Source organism: Kitasatospora sp. NPDC001547 (assembly GCF_042894165.1).
Taxonomy (GTDB): domain Bacteria; phylum Actinomycetota; class Actinomycetes; order Streptomycetales; family Streptomycetaceae; genus Kitasatospora.
This window is the reverse complement of the sequence record NZ_JBIAVL010000002.1, coordinates 286,232-310,346: the sequence shown is the minus strand read 5'-3', so window position 1 is coordinate 310,346 and position 24,115 is coordinate 286,232. Positions and strand designations below refer to the sequence as shown.

General features: G+C 73.1%; 27 protein-coding genes. 15 read left to right on the top strand and 12 right to left on the bottom strand.

Annotated features, from left to right (window positions below; genetic code table 11):
- Positions 1 to 40: 40 nt before the first annotated feature.
- Both ACFY0X_RS04170 and ACFY0X_RS04165 read right to left on the bottom strand, forming a co-directional pair.
- Complete coding sequence (locus tag ACFY0X_RS04170; RefSeq protein ID WP_387748562.1) at positions 41 to 895, bottom strand: serine protease; 855 nt, start codon at positions 893 to 895, stop codon at positions 41 to 43.
- 419 nt (positions 896 to 1,314) lie between these two features.
- Positions 1,315 to 1,944 carry a TetR family transcriptional regulator gene (locus ACFY0X_RS04165; RefSeq protein WP_387748560.1) on the bottom strand — a complete coding sequence of 210 codons (630 nt, stop codon included), beginning with the start codon at positions 1,942 to 1,944 and terminating at the stop codon, positions 1,315 to 1,317.
- 119 nt (positions 1,945 to 2,063) lie between these two features.
- Here ACFY0X_RS04165 and ACFY0X_RS04160 point away from each other — a divergent pair, with 119 nt between their 5' ends.
- From ACFY0X_RS04160 to ACFY0X_RS04150, 3 genes are all read left to right on the top strand, one after another.
- Entirely contained in the window at positions 2,064 to 2,219 is a 156-nt protein-coding gene (locus ACFY0X_RS04160; protein ID WP_387748558.1) for a hypothetical protein, read from the top strand.
- Between the two features lie 57 nt (positions 2,220 to 2,276).
- Complete coding sequence (locus ACFY0X_RS04155) at positions 2,277 to 2,675, top strand: hypothetical protein (protein ID WP_387748556.1); 399 nt, start codon at positions 2,277 to 2,279, stop codon at positions 2,673 to 2,675.
- 128 nt (positions 2,676 to 2,803) lie between these two features.
- Positions 2,804 to 3,688 carry a metallophosphoesterase family protein gene (locus ACFY0X_RS04150; protein WP_387748554.1) on the top strand — a complete coding sequence of 295 codons (885 nt, stop codon included), beginning with the start codon at positions 2,804 to 2,806 and terminating at the stop codon, positions 3,686 to 3,688.
- Between the two features lie 156 nt (positions 3,689 to 3,844).
- Here the strand turns inward: ACFY0X_RS04150 and ACFY0X_RS04145 are convergent, their stop codons facing one another.
- The 8 genes from ACFY0X_RS04145 to ACFY0X_RS04110 all read right to left on the bottom strand — a co-directional run bounded on the left by ACFY0X_RS04145 (position 3,845) and on the right by ACFY0X_RS04110 (position 13,931).
- Positions 3,845 to 6,418 carry an ABC transporter permease gene (locus ACFY0X_RS04145; RefSeq protein ID WP_387748552.1) on the bottom strand — a complete coding sequence of 858 codons (2,574 nt, stop codon included), beginning with the start codon at positions 6,416 to 6,418 and terminating at the stop codon, positions 3,845 to 3,847.
- The gene (locus ACFY0X_RS04140; RefSeq protein ID WP_387748550.1) at positions 6,415 to 7,170 is read right to left on the bottom strand and encodes an ABC transporter ATP-binding protein; all 756 of its coding nucleotides are present in this window, start codon (positions 7,168 to 7,170) and stop codon (positions 6,415 to 6,417) included. Before ACFY0X_RS04140 ends, ACFY0X_RS04145 begins: the two co-directional genes overlap by 4 nt.
- Positions 7,167 to 7,460 carry an SHOCT domain-containing protein gene (locus tag ACFY0X_RS04135; RefSeq protein WP_387748548.1) on the bottom strand — a complete coding sequence of 98 codons (294 nt, stop codon included), beginning with the start codon at positions 7,458 to 7,460 and terminating at the stop codon, positions 7,167 to 7,169. The genes ACFY0X_RS04140 and ACFY0X_RS04135 overlap by 4 nt, the downstream gene beginning before the upstream one ends.
- Before the next feature lie 288 nt (positions 7,461 to 7,748).
- Complete coding sequence (locus ACFY0X_RS04130; protein WP_387748546.1) at positions 7,749 to 8,426, bottom strand: response regulator; 678 nt, start codon at positions 8,424 to 8,426, stop codon at positions 7,749 to 7,751.
- Positions 8,423 to 9,667: a sensor histidine kinase gene (locus ACFY0X_RS04125; RefSeq protein WP_387748544.1), complete on the bottom strand. Its 1,245-nt coding sequence runs from the start codon at positions 9,665 to 9,667 to the stop codon at positions 8,423 to 8,425. Before ACFY0X_RS04125 ends, ACFY0X_RS04130 begins: the two co-directional genes overlap by 4 nt.
- A 94-nt stretch (positions 9,668 to 9,761) precedes the next feature.
- On the bottom strand, positions 9,762 to 12,299 hold the full coding sequence (locus tag ACFY0X_RS04120; protein ID WP_387748542.1) for an ATP-dependent Clp protease ATP-binding subunit: 2,538 nt from the start codon (positions 12,297 to 12,299) through the stop codon (positions 9,762 to 9,764).
- Between the two features lie 175 nt (positions 12,300 to 12,474).
- A complete protein-coding gene (locus tag ACFY0X_RS04115; protein ID WP_387748540.1) occupies positions 12,475 to 13,179 on the bottom strand; it encodes a VIT family protein in 705 nt (234 codons plus the stop codon).
- Between the two features lie 140 nt (positions 13,180 to 13,319).
- Complete coding sequence (locus ACFY0X_RS04110) at positions 13,320 to 13,931, bottom strand: HAD family hydrolase (protein ID WP_387748538.1); 612 nt, start codon at positions 13,929 to 13,931, stop codon at positions 13,320 to 13,322.
- A gap of 602 nt (positions 13,932 to 14,533) precedes the next feature.
- Here ACFY0X_RS04110 and ACFY0X_RS04105 point away from each other — a divergent pair.
- Positions 14,534 to 14,968 (top strand): GntR family transcriptional regulator, encoded by a 435-nt coding sequence (locus ACFY0X_RS04105; RefSeq protein WP_387748536.1) that lies wholly within the window; start codon positions 14,534 to 14,536, stop codon positions 14,966 to 14,968.
- Between the two features lie 28 nt (positions 14,969 to 14,996).
- A complete protein-coding gene (locus ACFY0X_RS04100; RefSeq protein ID WP_387748534.1) occupies positions 14,997 to 15,542 on the top strand; it encodes an HD domain-containing protein in 546 nt (181 codons plus the stop codon).
- Here ACFY0X_RS04100 and ACFY0X_RS04095 read toward each other — a convergent pair.
- Together ACFY0X_RS04095 and ACFY0X_RS04090 are read right to left on the bottom strand one after the other, a co-directional pair.
- Complete coding sequence (locus tag ACFY0X_RS04095; RefSeq protein WP_387748532.1) at positions 15,539 to 16,012, bottom strand: NUDIX hydrolase; 474 nt, start codon at positions 16,010 to 16,012, stop codon at positions 15,539 to 15,541. The two genes, ACFY0X_RS04100 and ACFY0X_RS04095, sit on opposite strands and share 4 nt — an antisense overlap.
- The gene (locus ACFY0X_RS04090) at positions 16,009 to 16,779 is read right to left on the bottom strand and encodes a helix-turn-helix domain-containing protein (RefSeq protein ID WP_387748530.1); all 771 of its coding nucleotides are present in this window, start codon (positions 16,777 to 16,779) and stop codon (positions 16,009 to 16,011) included. Before ACFY0X_RS04090 ends, ACFY0X_RS04095 begins: the two co-directional genes overlap by 4 nt.
- A gap of 703 nt (positions 16,780 to 17,482) precedes the next feature.
- Here ACFY0X_RS04090 and ACFY0X_RS04085 point away from each other — a divergent pair.
- The 10 genes from ACFY0X_RS04085 (at position 17,483) to ACFY0X_RS04040 (ending at position 24,101) form a co-directional block, all read left to right on the top strand.
- Positions 17,483 to 17,731, top strand: a complete 249-nt coding sequence (locus tag ACFY0X_RS04085; RefSeq protein WP_387748528.1) for a hypothetical protein — start codon at positions 17,483 to 17,485, stop codon at positions 17,729 to 17,731.
- Positions 17,731 to 18,117 (top strand): WhiB family transcriptional regulator, encoded by a 387-nt coding sequence (locus ACFY0X_RS04080; protein WP_387748526.1) that lies wholly within the window; start codon positions 17,731 to 17,733, stop codon positions 18,115 to 18,117. Before ACFY0X_RS04085 ends, ACFY0X_RS04080 begins: the two co-directional genes overlap by 1 nt.
- Positions 18,114 to 19,154, top strand: coding sequence for a hypothetical protein (locus ACFY0X_RS04075; RefSeq protein ID WP_387748524.1), 1,041 nt, complete (start codon positions 18,114 to 18,116; stop codon positions 19,152 to 19,154). Before ACFY0X_RS04080 ends, ACFY0X_RS04075 begins: the two co-directional genes overlap by 4 nt.
- Positions 19,155 to 19,173: 19 nt before the next feature.
- Positions 19,174 to 19,383 (top strand): hypothetical protein, encoded by a 210-nt coding sequence (locus ACFY0X_RS04070; RefSeq protein ID WP_387748522.1) that lies wholly within the window; start codon positions 19,174 to 19,176, stop codon positions 19,381 to 19,383.
- Positions 19,384 to 19,400: 17 nt separating this feature from the next.
- On the top strand, positions 19,401 to 19,829 hold the full coding sequence (locus tag ACFY0X_RS04065; protein ID WP_387748520.1) for a hypothetical protein: 429 nt from the start codon (positions 19,401 to 19,403) through the stop codon (positions 19,827 to 19,829).
- An 18-nt stretch (positions 19,830 to 19,847) separates the two neighbouring features.
- On the top strand, positions 19,848 to 20,390 hold the full coding sequence (locus ACFY0X_RS04060; protein ID WP_387748518.1) for a hypothetical protein: 543 nt from the start codon (positions 19,848 to 19,850) through the stop codon (positions 20,388 to 20,390).
- 22 nt (positions 20,391 to 20,412) lie between these two features.
- Entirely contained in the window at positions 20,413 to 21,045 is a 633-nt protein-coding gene (gene traA / locus ACFY0X_RS04055) for a plasmid transfer protein TraA (protein WP_387748516.1), read from the top strand.
- A gap of 136 nt (positions 21,046 to 21,181) precedes the next feature.
- The gene (gene traB, locus ACFY0X_RS04050) at positions 21,182 to 23,239 is read left to right on the top strand and encodes a plasmid transfer protein TraB (protein WP_387748514.1); all 2,058 of its coding nucleotides are present in this window, start codon (positions 21,182 to 21,184) and stop codon (positions 23,237 to 23,239) included.
- A gap of 200 nt (positions 23,240 to 23,439) precedes the next feature.
- Entirely contained in the window at positions 23,440 to 23,631 is a 192-nt protein-coding gene (locus tag ACFY0X_RS04045) for a hypothetical protein (RefSeq protein ID WP_279095459.1), read from the top strand.
- 32 nt (positions 23,632 to 23,663) lie between these two features.
- Complete coding sequence (locus ACFY0X_RS04040) at positions 23,664 to 24,101, top strand: hypothetical protein (protein WP_387748512.1); 438 nt, start codon at positions 23,664 to 23,666, stop codon at positions 24,099 to 24,101.
- Positions 24,102 to 24,115 lie beyond the last annotated feature (14 nt).

Sequence of the window (24,115 nt, the reverse complement as noted above, 5' to 3'; positions counted from 1 at the left end):
CAGTGGGGTTGCCCTGGCCGCTCGGGGTGCCCTGGCCGTCTTACGGGCGGGGCAGGGTGCACCCGGGGAGGGTGAGGTCGAAGCGGTTGCCGGCGGCGAAGCAGGCCGGGATCCCGTAGGTCTCCTGGGCGTAGCCGATGCCCTGGCGGACCGTCACCGCGCCGTTCTGGTCAACCTCGCACGGGTTGTCCATGGTGCAGCGCTCGCCGTTCTCGTTGATCGTGTTGTTGACGGCGACCACCTGGCCGGTCGAGGCGTCGACCACCGGCGAGCCGGAGGTGCCGCCGATCACGTTGCAGGTGGACGTGTAGCGGACCGAGTCCTTGAAGGTCCAGTCGGCTTCCTTCAACCGGTAGGCGAAGCCGTCGACCGAGCAGGAGTAGATCTTCTTCCAGTAGCCGGAGACGACCCGGATCGAGGCGCCCTGGACCGGGTGGGTGGCGGCGATGGTCAACGGGGCGATCCCGTACCGGGACTGGATCGAGGCGTAGGTGGTGTTCAGCTGGTAGATCGACACGTCGGTGTCGGTCATCGCGCCGTAGACGATCTTGGTGGCGCGCAGGGTTCCGACGCCGCTGCCGCTCCCGTTGAGCAGGGTGAAGGACCGGCTGGAGGTCCGGTTGAGGACCACCTCGCCCGGGCCGGGCATGCCGGTCTCCAGGCAGTGGCCGTTGGAGAGCACGAGGGCCGGGTCGCTCGCGGCCGAGCCGGGCATCCGCACCAGCGAGCCGGAGCAGTTGCTGAGTGCGACCGTCCCGGCGAAGTTGACGGCGGCAACGGGCTCGGCGACCGGCTTGGTCGCGGGGGCTGCGGCCTGGGCCGGGACGGCTCCGACGAGGGCGGTGGCCCCGGCCACCAGGAGCGTCGCGACCGTGCCTATGAGCGGCTTCTTCATGAGAGACCTCTCGGTGTGGGGGGTCCACGGGTGGGGGTCCACCAAAGCTGTCGCGGACATGACCCACTGTCAAGAGTCAAGGCGATACCAAGAACCGCTCAAGCCGCATTGGCCGGTTACCGCCGACGCCCGGCTCGGGGTCCGCGGCGGCGCGGAGCACGGCGGCGCGGAGCGCGGCCTGCGGCTCGGGGCGGCGCGGCGGCGCGGCCTGCGGCTCGGGGCGGCGCGGCGGCGCGGCCTGCGGCTCGGGGCGGCGCGGCGGCGCGGCCTGCGGCTCGGGGCGGCGCGGCGGCGCGGCCTGCGGCTCGGGGCGTGCGACCCCTGCATCTGGCTCGGCGCGCGACCTGCGGCCCCGGGCGCCGCCCGGGGGAGCGGCTCGGGCGGCCGTCGCAGGGCCGTCAACTCCCCTGCCGGTACGGTCAACCGGCCTGCCAGTACTCCCGGCCGCGACTGATCAGGCGCAGCTGGAGGCGCGCGGTGGCGGCGATCCGCCGACCCCGGGCCGGGTCCGCCTCCAGCGCCTCCAGGAAGGCGGCGGCCGTGGAGACCATGTGGTCGACGTACAGCTCGGCGAGCATCCGCAGGTCCTGCTCGCTCCACCCCCGCGACACCGGTTGCAGCGCCAGGGCGGCTCCCACCTCGGCGGCGAAGCGGCCGAGTTCGGCGTCGATCGCCTCGCGCACCTGCCGCACCCCACCGTGCCGCTCGCGCGCCAGGAAGCGGACGTGCCCCCGGTTCTCCCGGACGTGCCGTTCGATCACGTCCACCGCACGGTCGATCAGCTCCTCGGCGTCGCCGGCCTCGGCGAGCACGGAGCGGATCATGACGTGCAGGCTGGCCAGCGACTCCTCGACCAGCGCCACCCCGAGGGCGGCGAGGTCGGGGAAGTGCCGGTAGAAGGCGGCCGGGGAGAGCCCCGCCTCCCGGGTGACCTCGCGGACGCCCAGGCTCGCCAGGTTCTGATCGGCCAACAGGTGCAGCCCGGCGTCGAGCAGGGCCCGGCGGCTCTGCTGCTTCTGGGCCTGTCTGGCCCCAACGGTGTGACTCACGCCATTCAGTAAACATTCGTTTGCTGAACTTGGCCAGTCGGCGTACAGTGGGACCGAAGTCAGTGAACACTTGTCAACCGAAATCGGCGCAGTCCCAGCCGCAACCGAAGGAGTCAGCCGTGATCCTGTTCTCCGCCCTGGTCGCCATGGGCATCCTGATCGGCACCGCCGCCCACACCTCGCTCCCGGTCTTCCTCGCCGCCTCCGCCGGCATCACCGCCTGGCTGCTCGCCTTCGGCGCCCGCGAGGGCATCTCCCGCCTCCGGCACCGCTGACCCGGCCGCCCCGCCGACCGCACCCGCGGCCACTCCACAGAGAGGACCCGCACCACCATGAGCACCGTCACCGACCGTCCCACCGCCGACCGTCCCGCCCTCGGCCGCCAGGGCGTCAGCCGCCTGCGGACCAACGGGCAGCAGGCTAACGCACCGGAGACCACGGCAGAGGGAACCGCGGCAGAGGAAACCGCGGCACAGAAGACCGCCCGTCAGGGAACCGCCGAGGCCGACGGCCTGGCCGTCGCCTCCTTCCTCCTCGGCCTGCCCGGACTCCTGCTGTTCAACATCGTCCTCGGACCGATCGCCATCACCCTGGGCACCCTGGCGCTGGTCCGCGGCACCAGCCGACGCGGCCGCGCCCTCCTCGGCCTGTCCCTCGGCATCGCCTCGCTGGTGATCCTCGCCGTCACCACCGCCACCTCCCACGGGGTGCTCATCGACATCGGCTCCTGAACCGCCTCCCTTCCGTTCCTGGCATCCCGTCCGACCGGTTTCGAACGACTGATCCCGTCAACCCGCCCCGCCCGCCCGGCCCGCCACGTAGGGTGGGCCCATCGGCCGGGCGACCTCAGGGGGCAGGAGTGACTACGGAGAACCGCAGCGACGCACAGCCGGAACGGCCCACCCCGACGGGTGGACGGCTGCTCGCCGTGAGCGATCTGCACATCTCCTACCAGGAGAACCGCGACCTGGTGGAGAAGCTCCAGCCCTCCCACCCCGGCGACTGGCTGCTCGTCGCCGGTGACGTCGCCGAGCTCACCACCAGCATCGAGTGGGCCCTCGGCCTGCTCGCCGAACGCTTCGCCCGGGTGGTGTGGGTGCCCGGCAACCACGAGCTGTGGACCCACCCCGAGGACCCGGTGCAGCTGCGCGGGGTGGCCCGCTACGAGCACCTGGTGGAGCGCTGCCGCCGGCTCGGCGTGGTGACCCCGGAGGACCCGTACCCGGTCTGGGAGGGCCCCGGCGGACCGGTCCGCATCGTCCCGCTCTTCCTCCTCTACGACTACACCTTCCGTGCCCCGGGCACGACCACCAAGGAGGCCTCCCTGGCGGCCGCCTACGAGAGCGGCATCGTCTGCGCGGACGAGCGGATGCTCTACCCGGACCCGTTCCCGGACCGTGACTCCTGGTGCCGGGAGCGCGTCCGGCTGACCGAGAAGCGGCTGGCGGAGTGCGACCCGGACGTCCCGCTCGTCTTCGTCAACCACTACCCGCTGGTCCGCCAGCCCACCGAGATCCTCTGGTATCCCGAGTTCGCCCAGTGGTGCGGGACCGAGCTGACCGCCGACTGGCACACCCGGTACAACACTGCGGCGATGATCTACGGTCACCTCCACATCCCGCGCCGGACCACCTACGACGGCGTCCCGTTCACGGAGGTCTCGCTCGGCTATCCGCGCGAGTGGCGCAAGCGCGGACTGCCGGACCCGCTGCTGCGCGAGGTCTTCCCGCAGTCGGCGGTCTGAGCTTGCCGTCCACCCGCACCTCCTGATCCGCCCTCCGGCGGCCCGGCTCCGCCACACCTTCACCTGCCGGGCCGCCACATCCCGTTCGACCGCGTCCTGTTCCGCCTCGGCCCGCCCTGCCCCGGCCCGCTCTGTCGCCGTCCGGTCCACCACCTCCTACTCCGTCGCTATCGCCCGCAGGACGTCCAGCCGCGCCGCCCGGCCCGCCGGTCGGAGTCCGGCCACCGCGCCCGCCGATAGCCCGGCCGCCAGGACCACGGCCAGCTGCAGCGGCGGTATCGCGAACGATCCCGTTCCCGCGCTGTCCGAGGCCCGCACCAGGGCCCAGCCGAGGAAGGCTCCGAGCCCCAGCCCGCCGACCGTCCCGAAGGCCGCCACCAGCACCGACTCCCAGCGCACCATGCCGCTCAGCTGAGCTCTGGTCTGGCCGACCGCCCGCAGCAGCCCCAGCTCCCTGGTCCGCTCGTGCACCGCCAGCGTCAGGGTGTTGGCGATGCCCAGGAGGGCGATCAGCACCGCCAGCGCCAGCAGCGCGTAGACCACCGAGAGCATCGTGTCGACGCCGGAGGCCGCGCTCTTCGCGTACTCGGCGCGGTCCTGCACCTGCGGACTGCCGTACGGGACCAGTGCCCGTTCCACCGCCGCCTTGCCCTCGGCGGCCGGGACGCCGTCGCGCAGCCCGACCGCGACCATGGTGTCCGCGTCCTGCCCCCGGTGCGGGGCCCAGGCCTGCCGGGTCATCAGGTAGTCGCCGGCCAGGCTGCCGCCCTCGTACAGGGCGCGGATGGTGAACGGGCCGCTCGCGCCGTCGGTGAACCCCACGGTGACGGTCTGTCCGAGCCGCCAGCCGTGCTGTTGCGCCTCGCTGCGGGAGACCGCCAGCCCGTCCGTGCCGAGCGCGGCCAGAGAGCCGTCCACCCGGCCGAGGTCGACGATGCCGGACAGCCGGGCGGGATCGGTGACGTCCAGCGTCCGACCGTGCCCGTCGATCCGGGCCACGCCCCGGCCGAGCCCGACCGTCTGCCACACCTCGGGCAGGGCCGCCAGGGCGTCCGCCACCTTGGGGCTGATCCCGCTGCCGCCGGCCCCGAACGAGGCGGTGGTGACGGCGAGATCGCCGGCGAAGGACTTGCTCACGGTGTCGTCCAGGGTGGCCTTGATCGAGGCCCCGAAGACGGTGAACAGCGTGACCACCGCGACACCGATCATCAGCGCGCTCGCGGTGGCCGCCGTCCGGCGCGGATTGCGGGCCGCGTTGCGCCGGGCGAGCACCCCGGAGACCCCGCGCAGCCTGGGCAGCGGCGCCCCCAGCGTCCGTACCGCGAACGCCGCGGCGACCGGGCCGAGCACCACCGTGCCGGCCAGCACCGCGAGTGCCCCGACCGCCGTCAGCAGCACGGACGGTCCGTCGGTCGCACCGAGGACGGCCACCGGTACGCCCCCGGCCGGCAGCAGGCCGCCCAGCACCACCCGGACGGCTCCCGAGCGCCCCTGCGCCGCCCGGTCGACTCCGGTGTCCCGCAGGGCCGCCAGCGGGGCCGTCCGCCCGGCCCGGACGGCCGGCAGCAGCGCGGAGCCCACCGCGACCAGCGTGCCGACCAGCAGCGGCAGCAGGACGGCGGCCGTACTGATCACCATGCCGCCGGTCGGCAGCGCGAAGCCCAGCGCGGAGAAGAGCGCCTTGAGCCCGGCGGCCACGCCGATCCCGCCTAGCAGCCCGCCGAGCGAGGCCAGCAGGCCGACCGCCAGCGCCTCCGCCAAAGTCGCCCCGAGCACCTGGCCGCGCACCGCGCCGAGTGCCCGCAGCAGCGCGTTCTCCCTGGTCCGCTGGGCGACCACGATCGCGAAGGTGTTGTGGATCGTGAACGTCGCCACCAGCAGCGCGATCCCGGCGAAGACCAGCAGCAGCGTGGTGAACATGGTCAGGAACCGCCCGGACAGCAGCTGGGTGGACTCCTGGGTGGCCGCCGCGCCGGTGATCGCCTGGACGCCGGCGGGCAGTTGCGGGGTGATCCGGTCGACCAGCTCCCGCTGGGAGACCCCGCCCGCCGCGCGGACCTGGATCGAGCTGGCCTGCCCCTCGCCCTTGGGCGTGAGGTACCGCTCGGCGTCCGCGAAGGTCATCGCGGTGAAGGTGCTCGGCCCCATGCCGTCCGCGGCCGCCCCGAAGGTGGCGATGCCGACGACGGTGACCGGCACCGGATCCGGGGTGCGCAGCACGGTGGTGGAGCCGAGGTGCAGCCCGCCCGCCTTCGCCGCGCCCAGGTTCACCACGACCTCGCCCGGGGCGGCCGGCGCCCGGCCCTCGGCCAGCCGGTACGGGTTGAGCCGGCCGTCCGCCAGCCAGTTGCCCGCCAGGGTGGGCGGGCCCTGGCCGCCGATGGGCTTGCCGTTGCTCCCGATGAGCTGGCCGGCGCCCTGGACGGACGGCTCGGCGGCCGTCACTCCGGGCACCGTGCGCAGCCGGTCGGCGAGGGCGGCCGCCACCGGCGCCCGCACCCCGCCGGCCGTGCCCGCCGCGTCCAGCACGTCGGCGCTGCGGACCACGACGTCGGTGCCGGCGTTGGCGTCGGCGAAGAGGGTGTCGAAGTTGGCCCGCAGGGTGTCGCCGAGCACCATCGTGCCGGTCAGGAAGCTGACGCCGAGCAGGATGGACAGGAGGGTGCCGGCCAGCCGCCGCTTGTGGGCGCGCAGCGAGCGCAGGCTGAGCCGGAGCGGGACGGTGTTCATGCCCGCCCCCGTTCGAAGTCCTTCATCCGGTCCAGCACGAGGGCGGAGGTGGGCTGCCGTATCCGGTCGACCAGCCGCCCGTCGGCGAGGAAGAGCGCCTCGTCGGCCCAGCCCGCGGCCGTCGGGTCGTGGGTGACCATGACCACGGCCCGGCCCATCTCGTCCACCGCCCGGCGCAGCAGGCCGAGCACCTCGCCGCCGCTGTGGGAGTCGAGGTTGCCGGTCGGCTCGTCGGCGAAGACCACCTGCGGCCGCCCGGCGAGCGCCCGGGCCACGGCGACCCGCTGCTGCTGGCCGCCGGAGAGCTCGCTCGGGCGGTGCCGCAGGCGGTCCCCCAGGCCCACCACGTCGACCAGTGCCTGCAGCCAGGCCCGGTCGGGGGCGGCCCCGGCCAGGTCGAGCGGGAGGGTGATGTTCTCCAGGACGGTGAGGGTGGGCACCAGGTTGAAGGCCTGGAACACGAAGCCGATCCGCTCCCGGCGCAGCAGGGTGAGCCGCCGGTCGCCGAGCGGGCCGAGCTCGGTGTCGCCGATCCAGGCGCTTCCGGCGGTGAGCGTGTCCAGCCCGGCCGCGCAGTGCATCAGGGTGGACTTGCCCGAACCGGACGGGCCCATGATGGCGGTGAACCGCCCGGCCGGGAACTCCACCGTCACGTGGTCCAGCGCCCGGACCTCGGTGCCGCCGACGCCGTAGATCTTCACGGCGTCGGCGACCCGGGCGGCGGCGCCCCGTACGACGTCCAGGGTGGTCACCTGGCGCCACCTCCCCGGGCGTCGCCACGCGGCGGCTCGCTGAGCACGGCCCGCTTGGCGCGGTACTCCTCGGCGTCGATGTCGCCCTCGGCGTAGCGACGGCCCAGGACGGCCAGCGGATGCTCCGCCACGGCCCCGGACCCGAGCCCGGGCCCGAACCCGCAGCCGTGCCGCCGCCAGACCGTGCGGCGCAGCACCGCGATCACCAGGACCACCACGGCGATCCAGACCAGCGGGATCAGCAGGATCCACGGGCCGGGGCCGTGCCAGTCGGCCAGCTGGGTGTACATGGGGGTTCAACTCCTCGGTGGTGGGCTTCCAGGACCTCGGGGGTTCCCGAGGTGCCTAGAGCGTCCCGCCGTGGAGCCTCATCACGCGTCCTACCAGCAGCGACAGTTGGGATACTCCCGGGAGAGTAGGAGCCGTCCGCGACACACCGGGCTGGAAGTAGCGCCCGCACCGCGAAGCTCCGAAGCCCCGGCCTCGACCCCGACCGCGACCACGACCACGACCGCGACCGCCACCGCCACCGCCACCGCCACCGACCGAAACCACAACCGCAAGCGCGCGGAAGCCGCTCAGCCCAGCCAGCCCGGCCGCACCAGCCCCGACTCGTAGGCCAGCACCACCAGTTGCGCCCGGTCCCGCGCGCCGAGCTTCAGCATCGCCCGGCTGACGTGCGTCTTCGCCGTCAGCGGGCTGACCACCAGCCGCCGGGCGATCTCCTCGTTGGACAGCCCCATCCCGACCAGCGCCAGCACCTCGCGCTCCCGCTCGGTCAGCATCGAGACGTCCGAGAGCCCCTCCGGCACCGCCTCGGGCGCCTTCGACCGGGCGGCGAACTCGCCGATCAGCCGCCTGGTGACCCCCGGCGAGAGCAGCGCGTTCCCCGCGACGGCGACCCGGATCGCCCGCAGCAGGTCGGCCGGCTCGGTGTCCTTCACCAGGAAGCCCGCCGCCCCCGAGCGCAGCGCCTCGAAGACGTACTCGTCCAGCTCGAAGGTGGTGAGCACGACCACCCGCACGGAGGACAGCGCCTGGTCCTCGGCGATCCTCCTGGTCGCCTCCAGCCCGTCCATCCGCGGCATCCGGATGTCCATCAACACGACGTCCGGCACGAGTTCGCGGGTGAGCCGCAGCGCGGCCTCGCCGTCGTCCGCCTCGCCGACCACCGTGAGGTCGTCCTGAAGGTCCAGCAGGGCCCGGAAGCCCGCCCTGACCAGCAGTTGGTCATCCGCCAGCAGTACCCGAATCAATCGCTCTCCGCCTTCGGTGTCGGCAGCTCCGCCCGGACCCGGAAGCCGCCGTCGGGCAGCGGCCCCGCGGTGATGGTGCCACCGAACGCCGCCGCGCGTTCCCGCATCCCGACCAGCCCGCTGCCCGACCCGCCCGCGTCACCGAGCACCGCGGGCCCCGGGTCCTCCACCCGGACGACCAGCACGGCCGGGTCCGTCCAGTCCAGCACCACGACCGCCTGCCGGGCCGCCGAGTGCCGCACGACGTTGGTGAGCGCCTCCTGGACGATCCGGAAGGCGGCGAGGTCGACGGTGGCGGGCAGCGCGCGCCGTGTGCCGCGCTCCTGCACCTCCGCCTCCAGGCCCACCCGGTCCGCCTGCTCGGCGAGTTCGTCCAGCCGGTCCAGCCCCGGGGCCGGCCCGCGCGGCGCCGCTCCGGGCCCGCGCAGCGTCGCGAGCACCTGGCGGACCTCCCCGAGCGCCTCCTTGCTGGTCGACTTGATGGTGACCAGTGCGCTGCGGGCCTCCTCCGGCCGCCGGTCGAGCAGCGCCAGCGCGGCCCCCGCCTGGACGTTGATCAGCGACAGGCTGTGCGCCAGGATGTCGTGCAACTCCCGGGCCATCCTGAGCCGTTCCTCGTTGGCCCGGCGCTCCTCCAGCTGCTGCCGGTAGGCCCAGTGGGCGGCGATCCGATCGCGCCGGAACCGGACCAGCTCGCCCCCCGCCATCACCAGCAGCAGCCAGGCCAGCAGCCCGAGCTCCTGCAGCCAGACGCTGCCGGACGGCGGGGCCGCGCGCTGCCAGCTCTCCGGCAGCACGAAGGTGCCCAGCAGGTGCACCAGGTAGACCCCGCCCACGCCGGCCCAGGCCGCCCGGCGGTGGCCGGACCCGATCGCCACGCAGCAGGCGACCAGCCAGCTCAGGAAGGCCGGCCCGTACGGGTACCCGCCGGCCAGGTACCCGGCGGTGACGGCCGAGGTGCCGGCCACCACCGCGACCGGCCACCGGTCGCGCAGCACCAGCAGGGCCGGCCCGAGCAGCAGCAGCAGGTAGCCGAAGGCGTCCAGCGGAACCCGCCCGTGCTGGTTGTGCGCGGCGAAGGTCGAGCCGACCACCTGGGCCACCGCGGCCACCGCCGCCACCCCGAGCGGGTAGCCCGCCTTGGCCGCGCGCACCCACGGGGGACGCCACGGCTCGGGCGGCTCCTCCGGTGGCTGCGCCGCCGAGGGCGGCTCGGGCGGCGGGGACGTGGGCGGCATCATGCCCACAAGCTAGACCGGCGCCGCGTCCCCGCGCGTCCTCCACCAGTGGCGTTCGGGCGTACTCCCGCTGGAGTACGCCCGCAGCGGTTCGCCGTCAGCCCTGTGCGGCGGCCGAGGCGCCTCCGGCCTGCGCCTCCTCGAAGGTCGCCGACGCCTCCGGCCGCGCCAGCGTGACCACCAGCTCCCCGTCGCTCACGTCCGCGATCAGCGTGTCCCCCTCCCGCACCGAACCGTCCAGCAGCAGGTTGGAGATCCGGTTGTCCAGCTCCGACTGGATCGTCCGGCGCAGCGGCCGGGCCCCGAACTCCGGCTGGTAACCCCGGTTGACCAGGTACTCCTTGGCCGCCTCGGTGACGTCCAGCTGGACGTCCTGGGCCCGCAGCCGGCGCCGGCTGCGCTCCAGCAGCAGGTCGACCACCGACAGCAGGTCCTTCCGGGTGAGCGCGTGGAAGACGATCACCTCGTCGATCCGGTTGAGGAACTCCGGCCGGAACTGTTGGCGCAGGTCACGCATCAGGTCGTCCCGGATCTCGTCCACGTTCCCCGCGTGGTCGAGGATCCGCTGCGAGCCGATGTTGCTGGTCATGATCACGACGGTGTTGCGGAAGTCGACCGTACGCCCCTGGGAGTCGGTCAGCCGCCCGTCGTCCAACACCTGGAGCAGCAGGTTGAAGACGTCCGGGTGGGCCTTCTCCACCTCGTCGAAGAGCAGCACGCTGTACGGCTTGCGGCGCACCGCCTCGGTCAGCTGCCCGGCCTCCTCGTAGCCGACGTACCCGGGTGGGGAGCCGACCAGCCGGGAGACGGTGTGCTTCTCCTGGAACTCGCTCATGTCGAAGCGGATCATCCGGTCCGGGTCGCCGAACAGCAGCGCCGCCAGCGCCTTCGCCAGCTCGGTCTTGCCGACGCCGGTCGGCCCGAGGAAGAGGAAGGAGCCGGTCGGCCGCTCCGGGTCGCCCATCCCCGCCCGGCCGCGGCGCACCGCCTGGGCGACGGCGGTGACCGCCTCGTCCTGGCCGATCACCTTCTCGTGCAGGTGCTCCTCCAGCTTGAGCAGCCGCTCCTTCTCGGTCGCGTTCAACTCCGCCACGGGGATGCCGGTCCGGGAGGAGAGCACCTGCGCGATGTCGTCGGCCGTCACGTCGACGACCTCCTCGCGGGCCTCGGCGGTCGCCGCCAGCTCGTCCTCGGTCTGCCGCAGCTCGGTCTTCAGGTTGGCGGCCCGGACGAACTCCTCGTCCGCGACGGCCTCGTCCAGCTCGCGCCTCAGCTTGGTGATCCGGTCCTGCACCCCGGTCGCCTCGGTGGACCCGCTCAGACTGCGCAGCCGGACCCGGGCGCCGGCCTGGTCCAGCAGGTCGATCGCCTTGTCCGGCAGGAACCGGTCGCTGACGTACCGGTCGGAGAGCGTCGCCGCCGCGTCCAGCGCCTCGTCGGTGAACCGCACCTGGTGGTGCGCCTCGTACGCGTCGCGCAGCCCCCGGAGGATCTCGATCGTCTCCTCGACGCTCGGCTCGGGCACCAGCACCGGCTGGAAGCGGCGCTCCAGCGCGGCGTCCTTCTCCACGTGCTTGCGGTACTCGTCCAGGGTGGTCGCGCCGACCACGCTCAACTCGCCGCGCGCCAAGGCCGGTTTGAGGATGTTCCCGGCGTCCATCGAACCCTCGCCGCCGCCCGCGCCGACCACGGTGTGCAGCTCGTCCAGGAACAGGATCACGCTCTTCTCGGCCGCGGTGACCTCGTCGATCACGTTCTTCAGCCGCTCCTCGAACTCGCCCCGGTACTTGGAGCCGGCCACCAGCGCGGTCAGGTCGAGCGTCACCACCCGCTTCTCCTTGAGGCTCTGCGGCACGTCCCCGGAGACGATCCGCTGGGCCAGGCCCTCGACGATCGCGGTCTTGCCGACGCCCGGCTCGCCGATCAGCACCGGGTTGTTCTTGGTCCGCCGGGAGAGGATCTCGACGGTCTGCTCGATCTCCTCGGCCCGCCCGACCACCGGGTCCAGCCGGCCCGAGCGCGCCTCCTCGGTGAGGTCGCGCCCGTACTCGTCCAGCGTCGGCGTCTCGCTCGGGTGGGCGCCCGTGCTGCTGCGCTCGCCGCCGGTGCCGCGCCCCTCCAGCACCGACTTCAGCGCGTCCTGCGAGGGCGCCGCGTTGCGCAGCGCCACCCCCGCGCCCGAGCGCTCCTGGTCGAGCAGCGCGCCGAGGATGTGCTCCGGGCCGATGTACGAGGCGCCGACCGCCTGCGAGCGGGCGTGCGCGGCGAGCAGCGCGCGCTTCGCCGAGGGGGTGAGCGCCGGCCGGCCGTCCACCCCGTCGGCGGTGCCGGACGGCAGCACGTGCTCCAGGTCGCCGGAGAGCCGGTCCGGGTCGATGCCGGCCCGTTCCAGCATCCGGCGCGAGGGGTCCACCCGGGTGGCCGCCCAGGCCAGGTGCGCGGTGTCCAGGTCACTGGAGCCGTCCTCGGCCGCCCGCCGGGCGGCCAGCGCGAGCAGTTCCTGCGAGGACTCGCTGAGCAGCCGCCCGATCGGCACCCGCTGCACGGCGGGCGGGGACGCCAGCGGGCTCATCCCGAAGAACCGGCTGAGCAGATCGGAGAACGGATCGTTCGATCCGAACGGGGGGATAGTCACGGCGATTCACCTCTCCCAAGCGGTTTGCAGCCACACAAACACAGGCCGCACCGGCTCGCCTGTCGAGCCGACCGGGCCGTCACGCGAAGCGCCCGGGCCGCACTGCTCCTCGGCCGTACGGCCGGGGGAGCAAGCCCGCCCGGAGCCTGCTCCCCCGGTCGTACGGGTCCCGCCCTCACCCGGTGACCTGCTCCAGCAGCACACCGCCGCTGTACGTCACCGCCATCGCCAGCAGCCCGCCCACGACGTTGCGCAGGACCGCCCGGGCCGGACCGGCACCCCCCAGGCGGGCACTCGCCCAGCCCGACAGGGTCAGCGCGGCCACCACCGACACCACCGTCACCAGCAGCCGCCAGGACTCCGGCGGCAGCAGCACCGCCAGCAGCGGCACCAGCGCGCCCAGCGTGAACGCCGCCGCGCTGGCCAGCGCCGCCTCCCAGGGGTTGGTCAACACGTCCGGGTCGATGCCGAGTTCGGTCTGCGCGTGGGCGGCCAGCGCGTCCCGCTCGGTCAGCGCCGCCGCCACCTCCCGGGCCAGGTCGTCCTCCAGCCCGCTGCCCCGGTAGTAGTCGGTCAGCTCGTCGAGCTCCCCCTCCGGGTCCTCCGCTAGCTCCCGCCGCTCCCGCGCCAACGCGGCCCGCTCGGTGTCCCGTTGGGTGCTGACCGACACGTACTCACCGGCCGCCATCGACATCGCCCCCGCCAGCAGCCCGGCCACCCCGGCCGCGAGCAGCACCGTCCGGGAGCCCTCCGCGCCGGCCACCCCGGTCACCAGACCGGCCGTCGACACCACGCCGTCGTTGGCCCCCAGCACGGCCGCCCGCAGCCAGTTCAGCCGCGACGACAACTCCGCCCGCGACCCCCCGACCTGCTCAGCCATCCACCCACCGCCTCAGGGGTCCGCCCGCTCCCCCGATCCTCGCCCGCCCCCCCCGGGGCCCCGCCACCCCCGGCCTGTCCACCAGGCCGCCCAGAGCCTCCCCCTCAACAGCGGCGCCCGCACCACCGGCACCCCACCGGCTAGACCAGCACCGGCGCCAGCGCGCGCCGCAGGTCCTCCGGCCCCCGGTAGCGCACCCCGGTCATGCCCAGCGCCACCGCCGCGTCCACGTTCTCCTGCCGGTCGTCCACGAACAGGCACCGCTCCGGCGCCACCCCGGCCCGCTCGGCGGCGATCTCGTAGATCCGCCGCTCCGGTTTGGCACTGCCCACCCGGGAGCTGTTCACCACCTCGTCCGCCAGGTCCGTCAGCCCCAGCAGCGCCAGGTCCTCGTCCAGCCACACCGTCGCATTGGTCACCAGCACCACCGGGCAGTGCTCCCGCACCCGCCGCAGCATCCCCACCACCACCTCGTCCGCCCGGAACGGCGCGTTCGCGAACGCCTCCGCCAGCCCGCGCGCCTGCGCCCACGTCACCCGCCCGGCCAGCCCCCGCGCGATCGAGTCCACCCACTCGGCCCTCCCGATCCGCCCGAGCAACAACGGCCCGTCGTTCTCCGGCGCGAACCCGACCGCCGCCGTACTCCCCTCCCCCATCCCCGCCGCCCGCTCCAACGCCGCCACCCGGTCCCCGTCGAAGAACCGGATCACCCCGTCCACATCACACAGCACCGCATCGAACGCCCTGGTCATCAGCACCCCCCATCCCTACCACCGCCCCACCCACCCCGACAGCCCCACCAACGTGACCCCGAGGGAATCCCCCACCGCCGCGACCTCGCCGCCGCCGGCCGAAACGCCGAGAACGACCGAGGGCCGGTCCAGGAGGGTGTGCACCTCCCGGACGACCCTCGGTCGGTGGGCGCGGAGACGGGCCACAACAGCACCCAGGCGGCGCTGATTTACCAGCAAATGCAGCGACCGGGATCGCGCCATCGCCGACGGGCTGGGGGGTGTGGAAACGATCAAGGGCCAGTTCGGGAGGATGCTGCCTCCGAACTGGCCCTTCGTGTCGGTGGGCGCGGACGGTTTCGAACCGCCGACATCTGCTTTGTAAGTTCGTTCGGGCGGTGCCCGTAGCTGCACACGCCCGTGATCGCGGCCCGGCAATGATCCACCCGAATGCCGGTGGGGTTGCCGGTGTCCGCTGTCGTTGATGTCAGACGCTGATGTCGGACTCAGGGGAGATCACCCCAGCTCACCGCAGGTTTGGGACAGGCTGCCGCCGAGGCTGGCAACCTGCCCCCGGGATCGTCCATCCTGTCTAGGTATCCACCTACGGAAGGAGCGGCCCAGTGCCCGAGCGGAGCCCGCGCGGTACGTACTTGCGGATTGCCGACGCGTTGCGCGCCGAGATCAGCGGAGACTCCACCATGACGTCGCTTCCATCGGAAGCCGACCTGATGAAGGAGCATGACGTCGCCCGCACCACTGTGAAGCGAGCCCTCGACGTCCTCTCGGCCGAGGGCTTGATTCGATCGCAGCCCGGCGTCGGGTGGCTCGTTGTCGGAGCCGAGCCCAAGCTCCCGGTGCTCGATCAACTCGCCGCCCTGGTCCACGAACTCGGCGTTGAAGCCGAGTTCCCGTCCGAGAAGGAACTCACCGAGAAGACCGGCGCCGCACGGGGCACCGTCCGACGTGCCCTCGCTCAGCTGGAAGGGGCCGGCGTTCTCGAAGTACGTCACGGGAAGGGGCGGCGTGTCCGCGCCCTCCCCTCCAATCACTCCTGACCGCAGCTACCTAGGAGCGGATGCCATCGTGTGGGCCTACGAGCTTGCCGAATCCCTTCTGTCCGCCGACCTGCCGCGCCGCTGGAACCACTCCAAGGGGGTGGCCAGCAAGGCGCGCACCCTGGCCGGCATCCTCGGCCCGGATGCTGAGCTGCTGGAGTCCGCAGCAGTCCTACACGACGTCGGCTACTCGCCGCGGATCGTCGACACGGGCTTCCACCCGCTCGACGGCGCGCGGTTCCTCCGCGCGGAGAACGTGGACGAGCGCGTCGTGCGCTTGGTCGCCCACCACTCCTGTGCCCTGCTCGAAGCCGAGGAACGGGGCCTTCGCCGGGAGTTGGAGGCGGAGTTCCCGCTGGAGGAACCCCACCTGGTGGACGCGCTGATCTACTGCGACATGACCACCACTCCGGACGGCACACCGACGACGACGCCCGACCGAGTCGCCGAGATCGTGGGCCGGTACGGGCCGGACAGCATCGTCGGCCGGTTCATCCGGCGCGCCGAGCCGGAGATCGATGCGGCCTCGCGGCGGGTCGAAGGCCGACTGCTCCGGATCGGCACGTCGGCCTAGCCGATGTACGGCTCCGCGCGGTCCGATGCCAAGCCGTGCTTGATCCGCAGCCGCATGGACGGGTGAATATCCAGGTCGTCGAGGTCCGCTGGGTTCACCCAGCGGACCTCCTTCGACTCCGAACTCGTCCGCAGCTCGCCACCGACAGGGCGGGCCCGGAAGCAGATGGAGAACTGCTGCCGGACCTCCCCGTCGTCGTAAGCCATGACGTGACCAGGGTCCGTGTAGAGCCCGACGACCGAGGCCACCTCGACGTCGATCCCTGTCTCCTCCCGGACCTCCCGAACCACGGTGTCCGCCACGGACTCCCCGATGTCGTGCCCGCCACCGGGGAGGGCCCAGAGGTTGTTGTCCGTCTTGTGGATCAGCAGCAGCCGCCCATCGGCGTCCGTCACGACGGCCGTAACGGAGGGCACAACGGAGTTCGCCGGCGGGGCGGCCGGGTCGTGGAAGTAGTCGATGCGGCTCATGCGGCCTCACTTTCAAGATGTGGCGAGGTGATGGCACGGGAGCTCTCCCAGATCCGCTCGATGCTCGCCGCGTACGTGCTGAACAGCTCGCCTCCGGGCACCTGGGAAAGGTGCATCACCGGCGCCAGATAGGCGCCGACACCGTAGACGTGTCCGTTGACGAGCAGGTCGTCATCGGCTCGGTAGAGCGAGTTGTAGAGCGTTGTCGAGTGGAGCCGGAACTCGACTCCGGGGACGCCGAACAGCGGCGCGTAGTTGGCGAGCGCGTTGCGAATCTTGCCCGCCATCGCCGGGCCGATCCCCTCATCCTCGCCCCGCTGGGCCACGCCCACGCAGTCGGGGTCGCCCAGCATGAGCCGTACGGGCACGCCGGCCTGCGCCTTCTCCCGAACGAGGCGGAAGAACAGCGGGTCCTCCGAGAGCCAGAACCCGGCGTACACCACCAGGTCGAAGTGCCGCGTGGACTTCGCGTAGAGGGAGGTCCACAGCTCTTTCGGCACGACCGCGCGGTGCGGGTACAGCTTCACCAGCTCGGCCCGGCCGGCTTCCGCCGCCGCGCTGCTGGTCTGCTCGTCCGACCAGAGGTCCGACAGGTCTCGCTGCAACAGGTTGGCGAGCGCGTACTGGAAGCGCCGGTACGGCCGGCGCTCGTCCTTGGCCTCCACCCATCGCTCGACGGTTCGCGAGCTCACGCCGAGCCGCTCCGCGATCTGCTCAATCGTCAAATTGCTGGCGAGGATTGCCCCTCGCAGCCTCTCATTGGCCATCTCGCCCTCCCCTGGACGATGGTGCGGCGCTTGGACGATCCGGGACGACTTCGACCGTAGCGAAGTCGGACCGTAGCCGTCCAGATGCGCCGTGTTCCGGCAGGCCCGGATCGCCGAATCTATTGATGCGCGGCCGGGACTCTCCGGCCGAACCAAACGAAGGACTTGACGAAGCGTCGGCTCCTCGGCATCGTAAGAGACATGTTCAACATGTCTCGCATGGCGAGGCTGACGAACTGACAGCCCTTCTTTGGGCTGCTCTGAACTGCGCAAACGCGCCTGTCGGAGTGGAGCAACTGCCCCTCCAAAGGGGCGTCTGTGAGCTGAGGCGGAGGACGCTGCAATCTCCGCAAAGGCCAGGGGACAGGGGTTTCGGCCCCGACTGGCGAGGTGGCCCGGTGACCGCGAGCAACGGCCGGAGAGTGGGGGCGCGGCCCCCCTTGCAGTGCGTTTCCCTTGCCCGTTCGACCGAAGGAGGTGTCCCGATGAAACCGATCGACCGCAAGAGACATAGGTCGCCTCACCGCCGCACTGGTCGGTGAGGCGTCGACCAGCGATCACGGTTCCCGGCGTCCCGCCGCCTCGGCGGAGGTACGTCGGGTCCGCGCGGGCGCTCGTCGATCGTCCGACCCCAACACGGCTGCGGTCCCGGTGCGGGAACACCGGGACCGCTCAGGGCCGTCCGAGTGAAGGCACACGACCCATGAAGCTGATTGTCGCAGGCCAGGACGCCGCGACGCCGGACGAGTTCGCGGAACTCGCCCTCGGCGTCGGCGTTGACGCCGAGCTGTTCACCGGTAGCGAGGACGAGACCGCCGACGACAGGCGGGCCCGGCTCGACGCCGCGCGGGAGATCCTGCGGGACTTGGACGGGCCGACGGCCCGGTTCGCGTCCGCGCTGATGCGCACGGCCGAGCGCCGCCGGGTGCTGACCTGGAAGGCGGCTGCCTGATGATTCGCCGCCTGTACCTCACTGGCACCCGCGTTCCGCACCGGACCGCCCGCCCGTTGGCCACCCGACTTGCCGAGTACCGGCCGGACCCGGACGGCGCCCTGCCCGGGGCCGCCTGCACCGGCGCCGACCCCGACCTTTTCTACCCGGAGCCCGACCAGGACACCGAGATCACGGAGGACACGGCCGCGGCGGCCTGGTGGGCCGAGCGGCGCGCCAAGATGATCTGCGCCGGCTGCCCGGTCCGCACGATCTGCCTGGGGCTGGCCCTGGAGCGCCGGGAGCCGTTCGGCATCTTCGGCGGCCTGAACGAGCACGAGCGCGCCAGCCTGCTGCGCAAGGCGACCCGCTCCCGGACCCGGGTGAACACCGGGAGCGCCGCGTGAATGCTCACCGCTCCGGCGGGGGTGTTCACCGGGCGCTCACCGAGGTGCCCACCCCGGCCCAGATCCGCCGCACGTCGCTCGTGATCAGCACCGGCACGTGGGTGCTGACGGGGGCGGTGGTCGCGGTGAGCATGTCCACCGCCGCCCCGTTCATCGACGCCCATTCACCCGGCTACGGCACCGGCCCCGTCATGGCCGTGGCTGGCGACGGATGCTTCATCCTGAGCCTCCAAGCGGACAGCACCCTCTCCCGCTTCGGCGTGAAGCCCGGACGCTGGCCGGCCGTCTTCCGGTGGGTCACCGGTCTGGCCACGGTGTGGCTCAACATCGGGGCCGCCGCGCTGGCGAAAGACCTGGTCGGCGTCGTGATCCACCTCATCCCGCCGCTGTTGCTGCTGCTCGTCGCCGAAGCCGGACCGGCCTACCGCCGGGCCCTGGCCCGCCTCGCCCAGCGGCCCCAACCGCCGCTCCGCACCCGGCCGGCCGCCGTCCCGCAGGCCGCCCGGCAGGTGGTGAACGCCCCGCTGTTCACCCTCCCGCTCACCCCGTTCACCGCCGCTCCGCAACCGGCCGAACCTCTGCCGGTCAGCACCGGCACAGGAACCCCGGAAGCACTCCCGGCCGCTCCGGCGCCGCAGGTGAATGCCGAGCCCGTTCACCCGGCGCTCACCCCCATTCACCGCGCCCCGACCGACCCCGTCGAACCCCTCGCCGAGCCGGCCCCAGCCGACGCCGACGACGTGATCGACGGACCGGTGTACCCGGCCGAACCGGACCCGGTGAACACCCCGGAGCCCGAGGCATTCACCTCCGACGACGAGGTGAACACCCACGCCGAGGACGACGACCCGGCCGACTCGACCGCGGCCCGTCTCGACCAGGCCGAGGCCGCCCGCGTGATCGAGCAGTGCTGGCGCGAGGGCGTCTCGCAGAACGAGGCTGCCCGCCGCTCCACCCGCGCCCCCTCCTACGTCAACCGCCTCTACAAGCGCTTCAACGAGCAGTACGGCGCCGACGACGCGCCCGCCGCCGCCTGAGACCTCCCGGGAGCCCGACATGAACACCGACCACATTCCGGCCCCGCCGCCGGAGTTCGAGCAGACCCGCGTCGTGGACGTCTTCCCGCTCCACGGCTTCACCTGCGCCCACACCAGCAACGACGACGGCACCGCCCACTGGTGGCACCTGTTCACCACTGCCGGCCGCTCGCTCGGCGCCACCAACCGCCCCGAGCTGCTCGGCTCCCTCATCCAGCAGACCCGCTGACCATGAACGGAGCCGACATGACCAGCGTCCGCGCGGCCCGCTTCGCCGCCGCCTACGCCCTGCTACGGTCGGCGGCGGACGTCGCGGACCACTGGGTTCAGAGCGACCACCAGGCCACCACCAAGGGTCAGAGCGGGGCGGCCGGCCGCCGGGCCTGCGCCGCCCACGTCGCCTCGTACACCGCCGTCCAGGCCGGTGTGCTGCTCGGCGGCGCCCGGCTGCTGGGCCTGCGGCTGCGGCCCGCCCCAGTCGCCGCCGCGCTCGCCCTCTCCGCGACCACGCACTACGTCGCCGACCGGCGCGAGCCCCTGCGGCGCCTCGCGGACGCCACCGGCAAGGGGCGGTTCGTGCGCCTCGCCGACCACGGCATGAACGGCGCCTACGCCCTTGACCAGGCGTGGCACCACGCCTTCGAGACGGCCGCCGCCCTCATCGCTTCCATCTGACCGCCCCGGAGGTCCGCCATGGCCCGCATCCGCACCACCAAGTTGCAGATACCCGCACAGCGCGGCCGGCGGGGAGCGCCCGCCGCGCACGTGGTCAACCTCGGCCCGGGCACTGCCCCGGTCGTGCTCGTCGTCCCCCAACGGCCCTCCCTCGCCGGGCGGTTGGCGCTCGCGACCGGCCGCGCGCTGTGGCGCAGGCGGGTCGCCTGGGCGCCCACCTGGTTCGGGATCGGCGTCTTCGCGGCGGCCGGCGTGCTGTCCGTCGCCGGGACGCCCATCGCGCTCGTCTTCGCCGTCCCGGCGGTGCTGCTGCCGGGCGGGTGGACGCTGATCGTCCACCGGCACCCGCGCTCCGCCGTTCGCCGCAAGGCCCGCGCCCGCACCCGGGCCGTCGCCGCCTGGTCGGCCGGCCTCGCCTGGTCGGCGCTCGCGGTCTGGTTCGGCCCGACGAACGGCCTGCTCGCCGTGCTGTGGCTGGCCAGCACCGCGACCGCACAGACGCTCTGGTGGCGGACCCGCCGCACGCTCGCCACCACCCCGCTCAACGCCACGCAGTCCTGAACTCCCATAGGAGGCAGCACAGATGAGCACCCCTCCCGGCAACCCGAGCAGCCCGTTCCCGCCCCCGCGCCGCTCCGGCAACAACGGCGGCGCGGGCGGCGGCAAGACCCCGCCCCCGCCGCCGGGCGGCGGCAACTCCCGTACCCGCGTCGGCCCGAGCTACCACTTCAACTACACCCGCAACACGACCGGCGGCGGCGGTGGCGGGGCCGCGTACGGCGGCCGGGGCCCCGGCGGTCCGGGCCCGGCGGCGGGCGGGATCGGCTCCCCGGCTGGCGGCGGCCGGGGCGCGGGCGGCGGGGCCGCCTACTCCCCGCTCGGCGACCCGGAGTTCTTCACCAACGCCGACGTGCGCAACTACTGCGAGCAGGGCCGCTCCGCCATGTCCCGGGTCTCGTTCGATCTGGCCATGGCCTACGAGCTGCTGAGCGCCGTGCTCAAGGAGGTCCCCGACGCGGACGGCCGCCCGTTCGGCTCCCTGACCCGCGCCCGGCGGGTGGCCAAGCACCTTAAGAAGGCCGCCGACGACGCGAAGGACTGCGCCGCCGAGATCGCCCGCACCTACGCCGCGTTCCAGCGCGAGTACGACCCCGAGATCTCCCGCGTGGCCCAGCCCCGCCGACAGCCCCGCCGCAAGTTCGAGTTCGGCGGCTGATCCCGCTCTGATCCCCGGCCGGGGCAGGGCGCGCACCGCCCCCGCCCCACCGGCCGGGTGAGCTGTGCCGCGCGCTGCCCCGGGCAGGGTCCTCTCCCAGCTTCCCCACTTCCCACGCTGCCCAGGGAGGCCGCCCGTGCGCCGCCACCAGCCCCAGACCCTCGCCCACTTCGACACCGGCCAGCAGGCCGGGTACTTGCAACTCGACCCCAACCAGCACGCCGGCGGCGTCGGCGAGTACCTGCTCCACCGCATGAAGCCCTACCTGCCGCCGTGGATCGTCGCCGCGGGCACCGGCATCCTGTCGCTGCCCGCGAACGTCATGTGGGGCGAGTCCGCGGCTGCTGCGGTCGGGCTCACCCTCGCCTCGCTCGGCCTGACCACGGCCACCTGGTGGGCGGGCAAGCCCACCAGCCAGCAGCGCCGCCTGCACTCCGCCATCACCGTCGCCGCCGGAACGTCCTGGTTCACCGCCGCGGCCCTCGCCGGGCCCGCCGCGGGCCCCCTGCCCAGCCTCTACCTGATAGGGGGATCGGCCCTCGCGGCGACGTGGAACATTCGCCAGCTGCTGCGGGTCAACCCCGAGGGCGCCGGCGAGGGCGCGGACAAGGGGCTGCTGGAGAAGGTCGGGCTGGCCAAGACCATGGTCACCTCGGCCACGGTGCAGCCGAACAAGGCGACGTTCGGTCTCCAGCTCCCCGGCGGTGAGCTGACGCCCGACGACGTGTCCAAGGCCCTGCCCAAGCTCGCCAGTGCGCTGCGGGTCGCCAAGAACGCCGTGCGGATGACCCCGGACGCCGACGACTCGTCCAAGGCCGTGCTCACCGTGGTGCCCAACGACCTGCTCAAGGCCGGCGCCCCCTACCCCGGCCCGTCCTACCCGGGCGGCTCCATCGCCGACCCGATCCACGTCGGGATCTACGAGGACGGCGCCGACATGGCGATGTTCTTCCCCGGCGACCCCGACGCCGGCCGCAACGCCATGCACCTGCTGATCATGGGGATGACCGGCTCCGGCAAGTCCGAGGGCGGCCTCACCGCGCTGACCGAGGTCATCACCCGTCGCGACGTGATCGTGTGGGCGTCCGACCCCGCCAAGGCGGAGCAGACCCTCGGCCCGCTGCTGCCGGCCATCGACTGGGCCGCGCTCACCATGGACGACACCAAGGCCCAGATCACGGCGCTCAAGGCCGTGATCCCGGCCCGCACCTCCTGGCTGGCCAAGTACGGCTACAAGCAGTGGGAACCCGCCTGCGCCGAGGTCCAGGCGGACGGCTCCCCGGGCATGCCCTACCTGATCTACTGGGCCGAGGAAGCCGCCAAGACCATCCGCGAGACCGACGACGACGTCTTCACCGGCCCCGCCCAGGAAGCCCGCTCCGCCGGTATCGGCATCGTCATCTCGCTCCAGCGCGCCTCCGGAACGCAGATCAGCACCGACACCCGCGCCTCCCTCGGCTCCAGCTGGGTGTTCGGCCTGCGCGACGACCGCGACGCCATGTTCGCCCTGCCCGACGAGGCCATGGACGCCGGCGCCTCCCCGCAGGCATGGAAGGACAAGAAGCCCGGTTACTCCTACCTGACCGCCAACGGCATCCCGGAGACGTTCTGGGCCACCCCGGGCCGCTCCTACCTCACCCCGGTCGACGCCATCACCCGCGCCGTCGCCGAGTTCGCCGCCGTCCGCGCCCAGTGCGACCCGGTCACCGCCAAGGCCGCGGCCCTCGCGGTCGGCCCGGCCTTCACCCAGCGCACCCGCCACCCGCTCCCCGCCCTGCCCGCCGCCGCGGGCGAGGACGACGACGGCATCTACGAGCAGAACGCCCCGGTGGACTACGACTACGACCTCAACCCCGACGAGGACGGCGAGGACGAAGACGAGTGGATCGACCCGGACGCCGAACTCCCGCCCGTCGAACGGGTGGTGGAGATCGCCCCGTTCGAGGTCCCGCCGCGCACCAAGCTCGGCCAGAACGAGGCCCGGCAGGCGATGGCCGAGATCCTGGCCGAGTTCGAGGCCGCCGGCCGCACCGAGATCGGCCCGGTCGACTTCATGGAGCACTGCGACCGCTTCCACCGCTCCCGCCAGTGGGTCTCCGGACAGGTCTCCGAGATGGTCATCAAGGGCCGTCTGCGCGAGACCGACACGGCCGGCCGCTACGAGATCATCCCGCTCCAGCCGGCCGCCGCCTGAGCCCGGCTGTCAGGTGACAGGCGCCAGTCGGTGACTGTCACCCCGGGCCGATTTCCCCAGGTAACGCGTGCGCGCGAGGGGTGACAGTCGGCGACTGTCACCCCTCTGTCACCCCTTCTGGCACCTGATCTTGACCACCCTCGCACCCCCGTCGACCGCGCCCCGGGACCCGACCCGAAGCGCCCGGAAGGACCCCCTTCGTGATCGTCACCGTCTCCTCCGCCCTGCTGTTCGCGATCATCACCGTCGTCCTCGTCCGCTCCCAGCGCGTCAGCGCCGGAAGCGCCGTCCTCATCTGGCTGTCCGGCTTCACCATCGCCGGCACCGGCCTCGCCGGACCCGTCAACAGTGCCCTCGACTCCATCGCCCACTACGTCGCCACCCTCCACTGACCCACCACCAGCCCGCCGACAGGAGAAGCACCGTGGACCACACCACCGCCCCGCAGTCGTTCGCCGCCCCGGTGCTCTACACCCCGGACGGCACCCCCTACTACGCCACCGCGCCCGCCGCGGCGCCCCTCGCCCTCTACCACCCGTCCGCGCCGCTCCCGGCGCCCGTTCAGCACCCCGGGCCCGCCCTCGCCTACCTGCCAGCCCAGCACACCCCCGCCCTGCTGCCGACGCCGGTCCCGGCGCGCGACCCGTGGCCCGCCCGTCTGCTCGCCGGCGGCATCGGCGTCGGCGCCGGAGGGCTCGGCGTCGGCTTCCTGCTCCAGACCCTCGCCGCCGCCACCACCGGCCTTGGCCTGCTCGTCGCCGCCCTCGGCGTCCTCTACCTGCTCAAGAACGGCGGCGGGGGCGGCCGGGGCGGTCAGGGCGCCGTGAACGTGAGCGTCAACGTCACCAACCGCAACCGCTGAACCTTGAGAGGAAC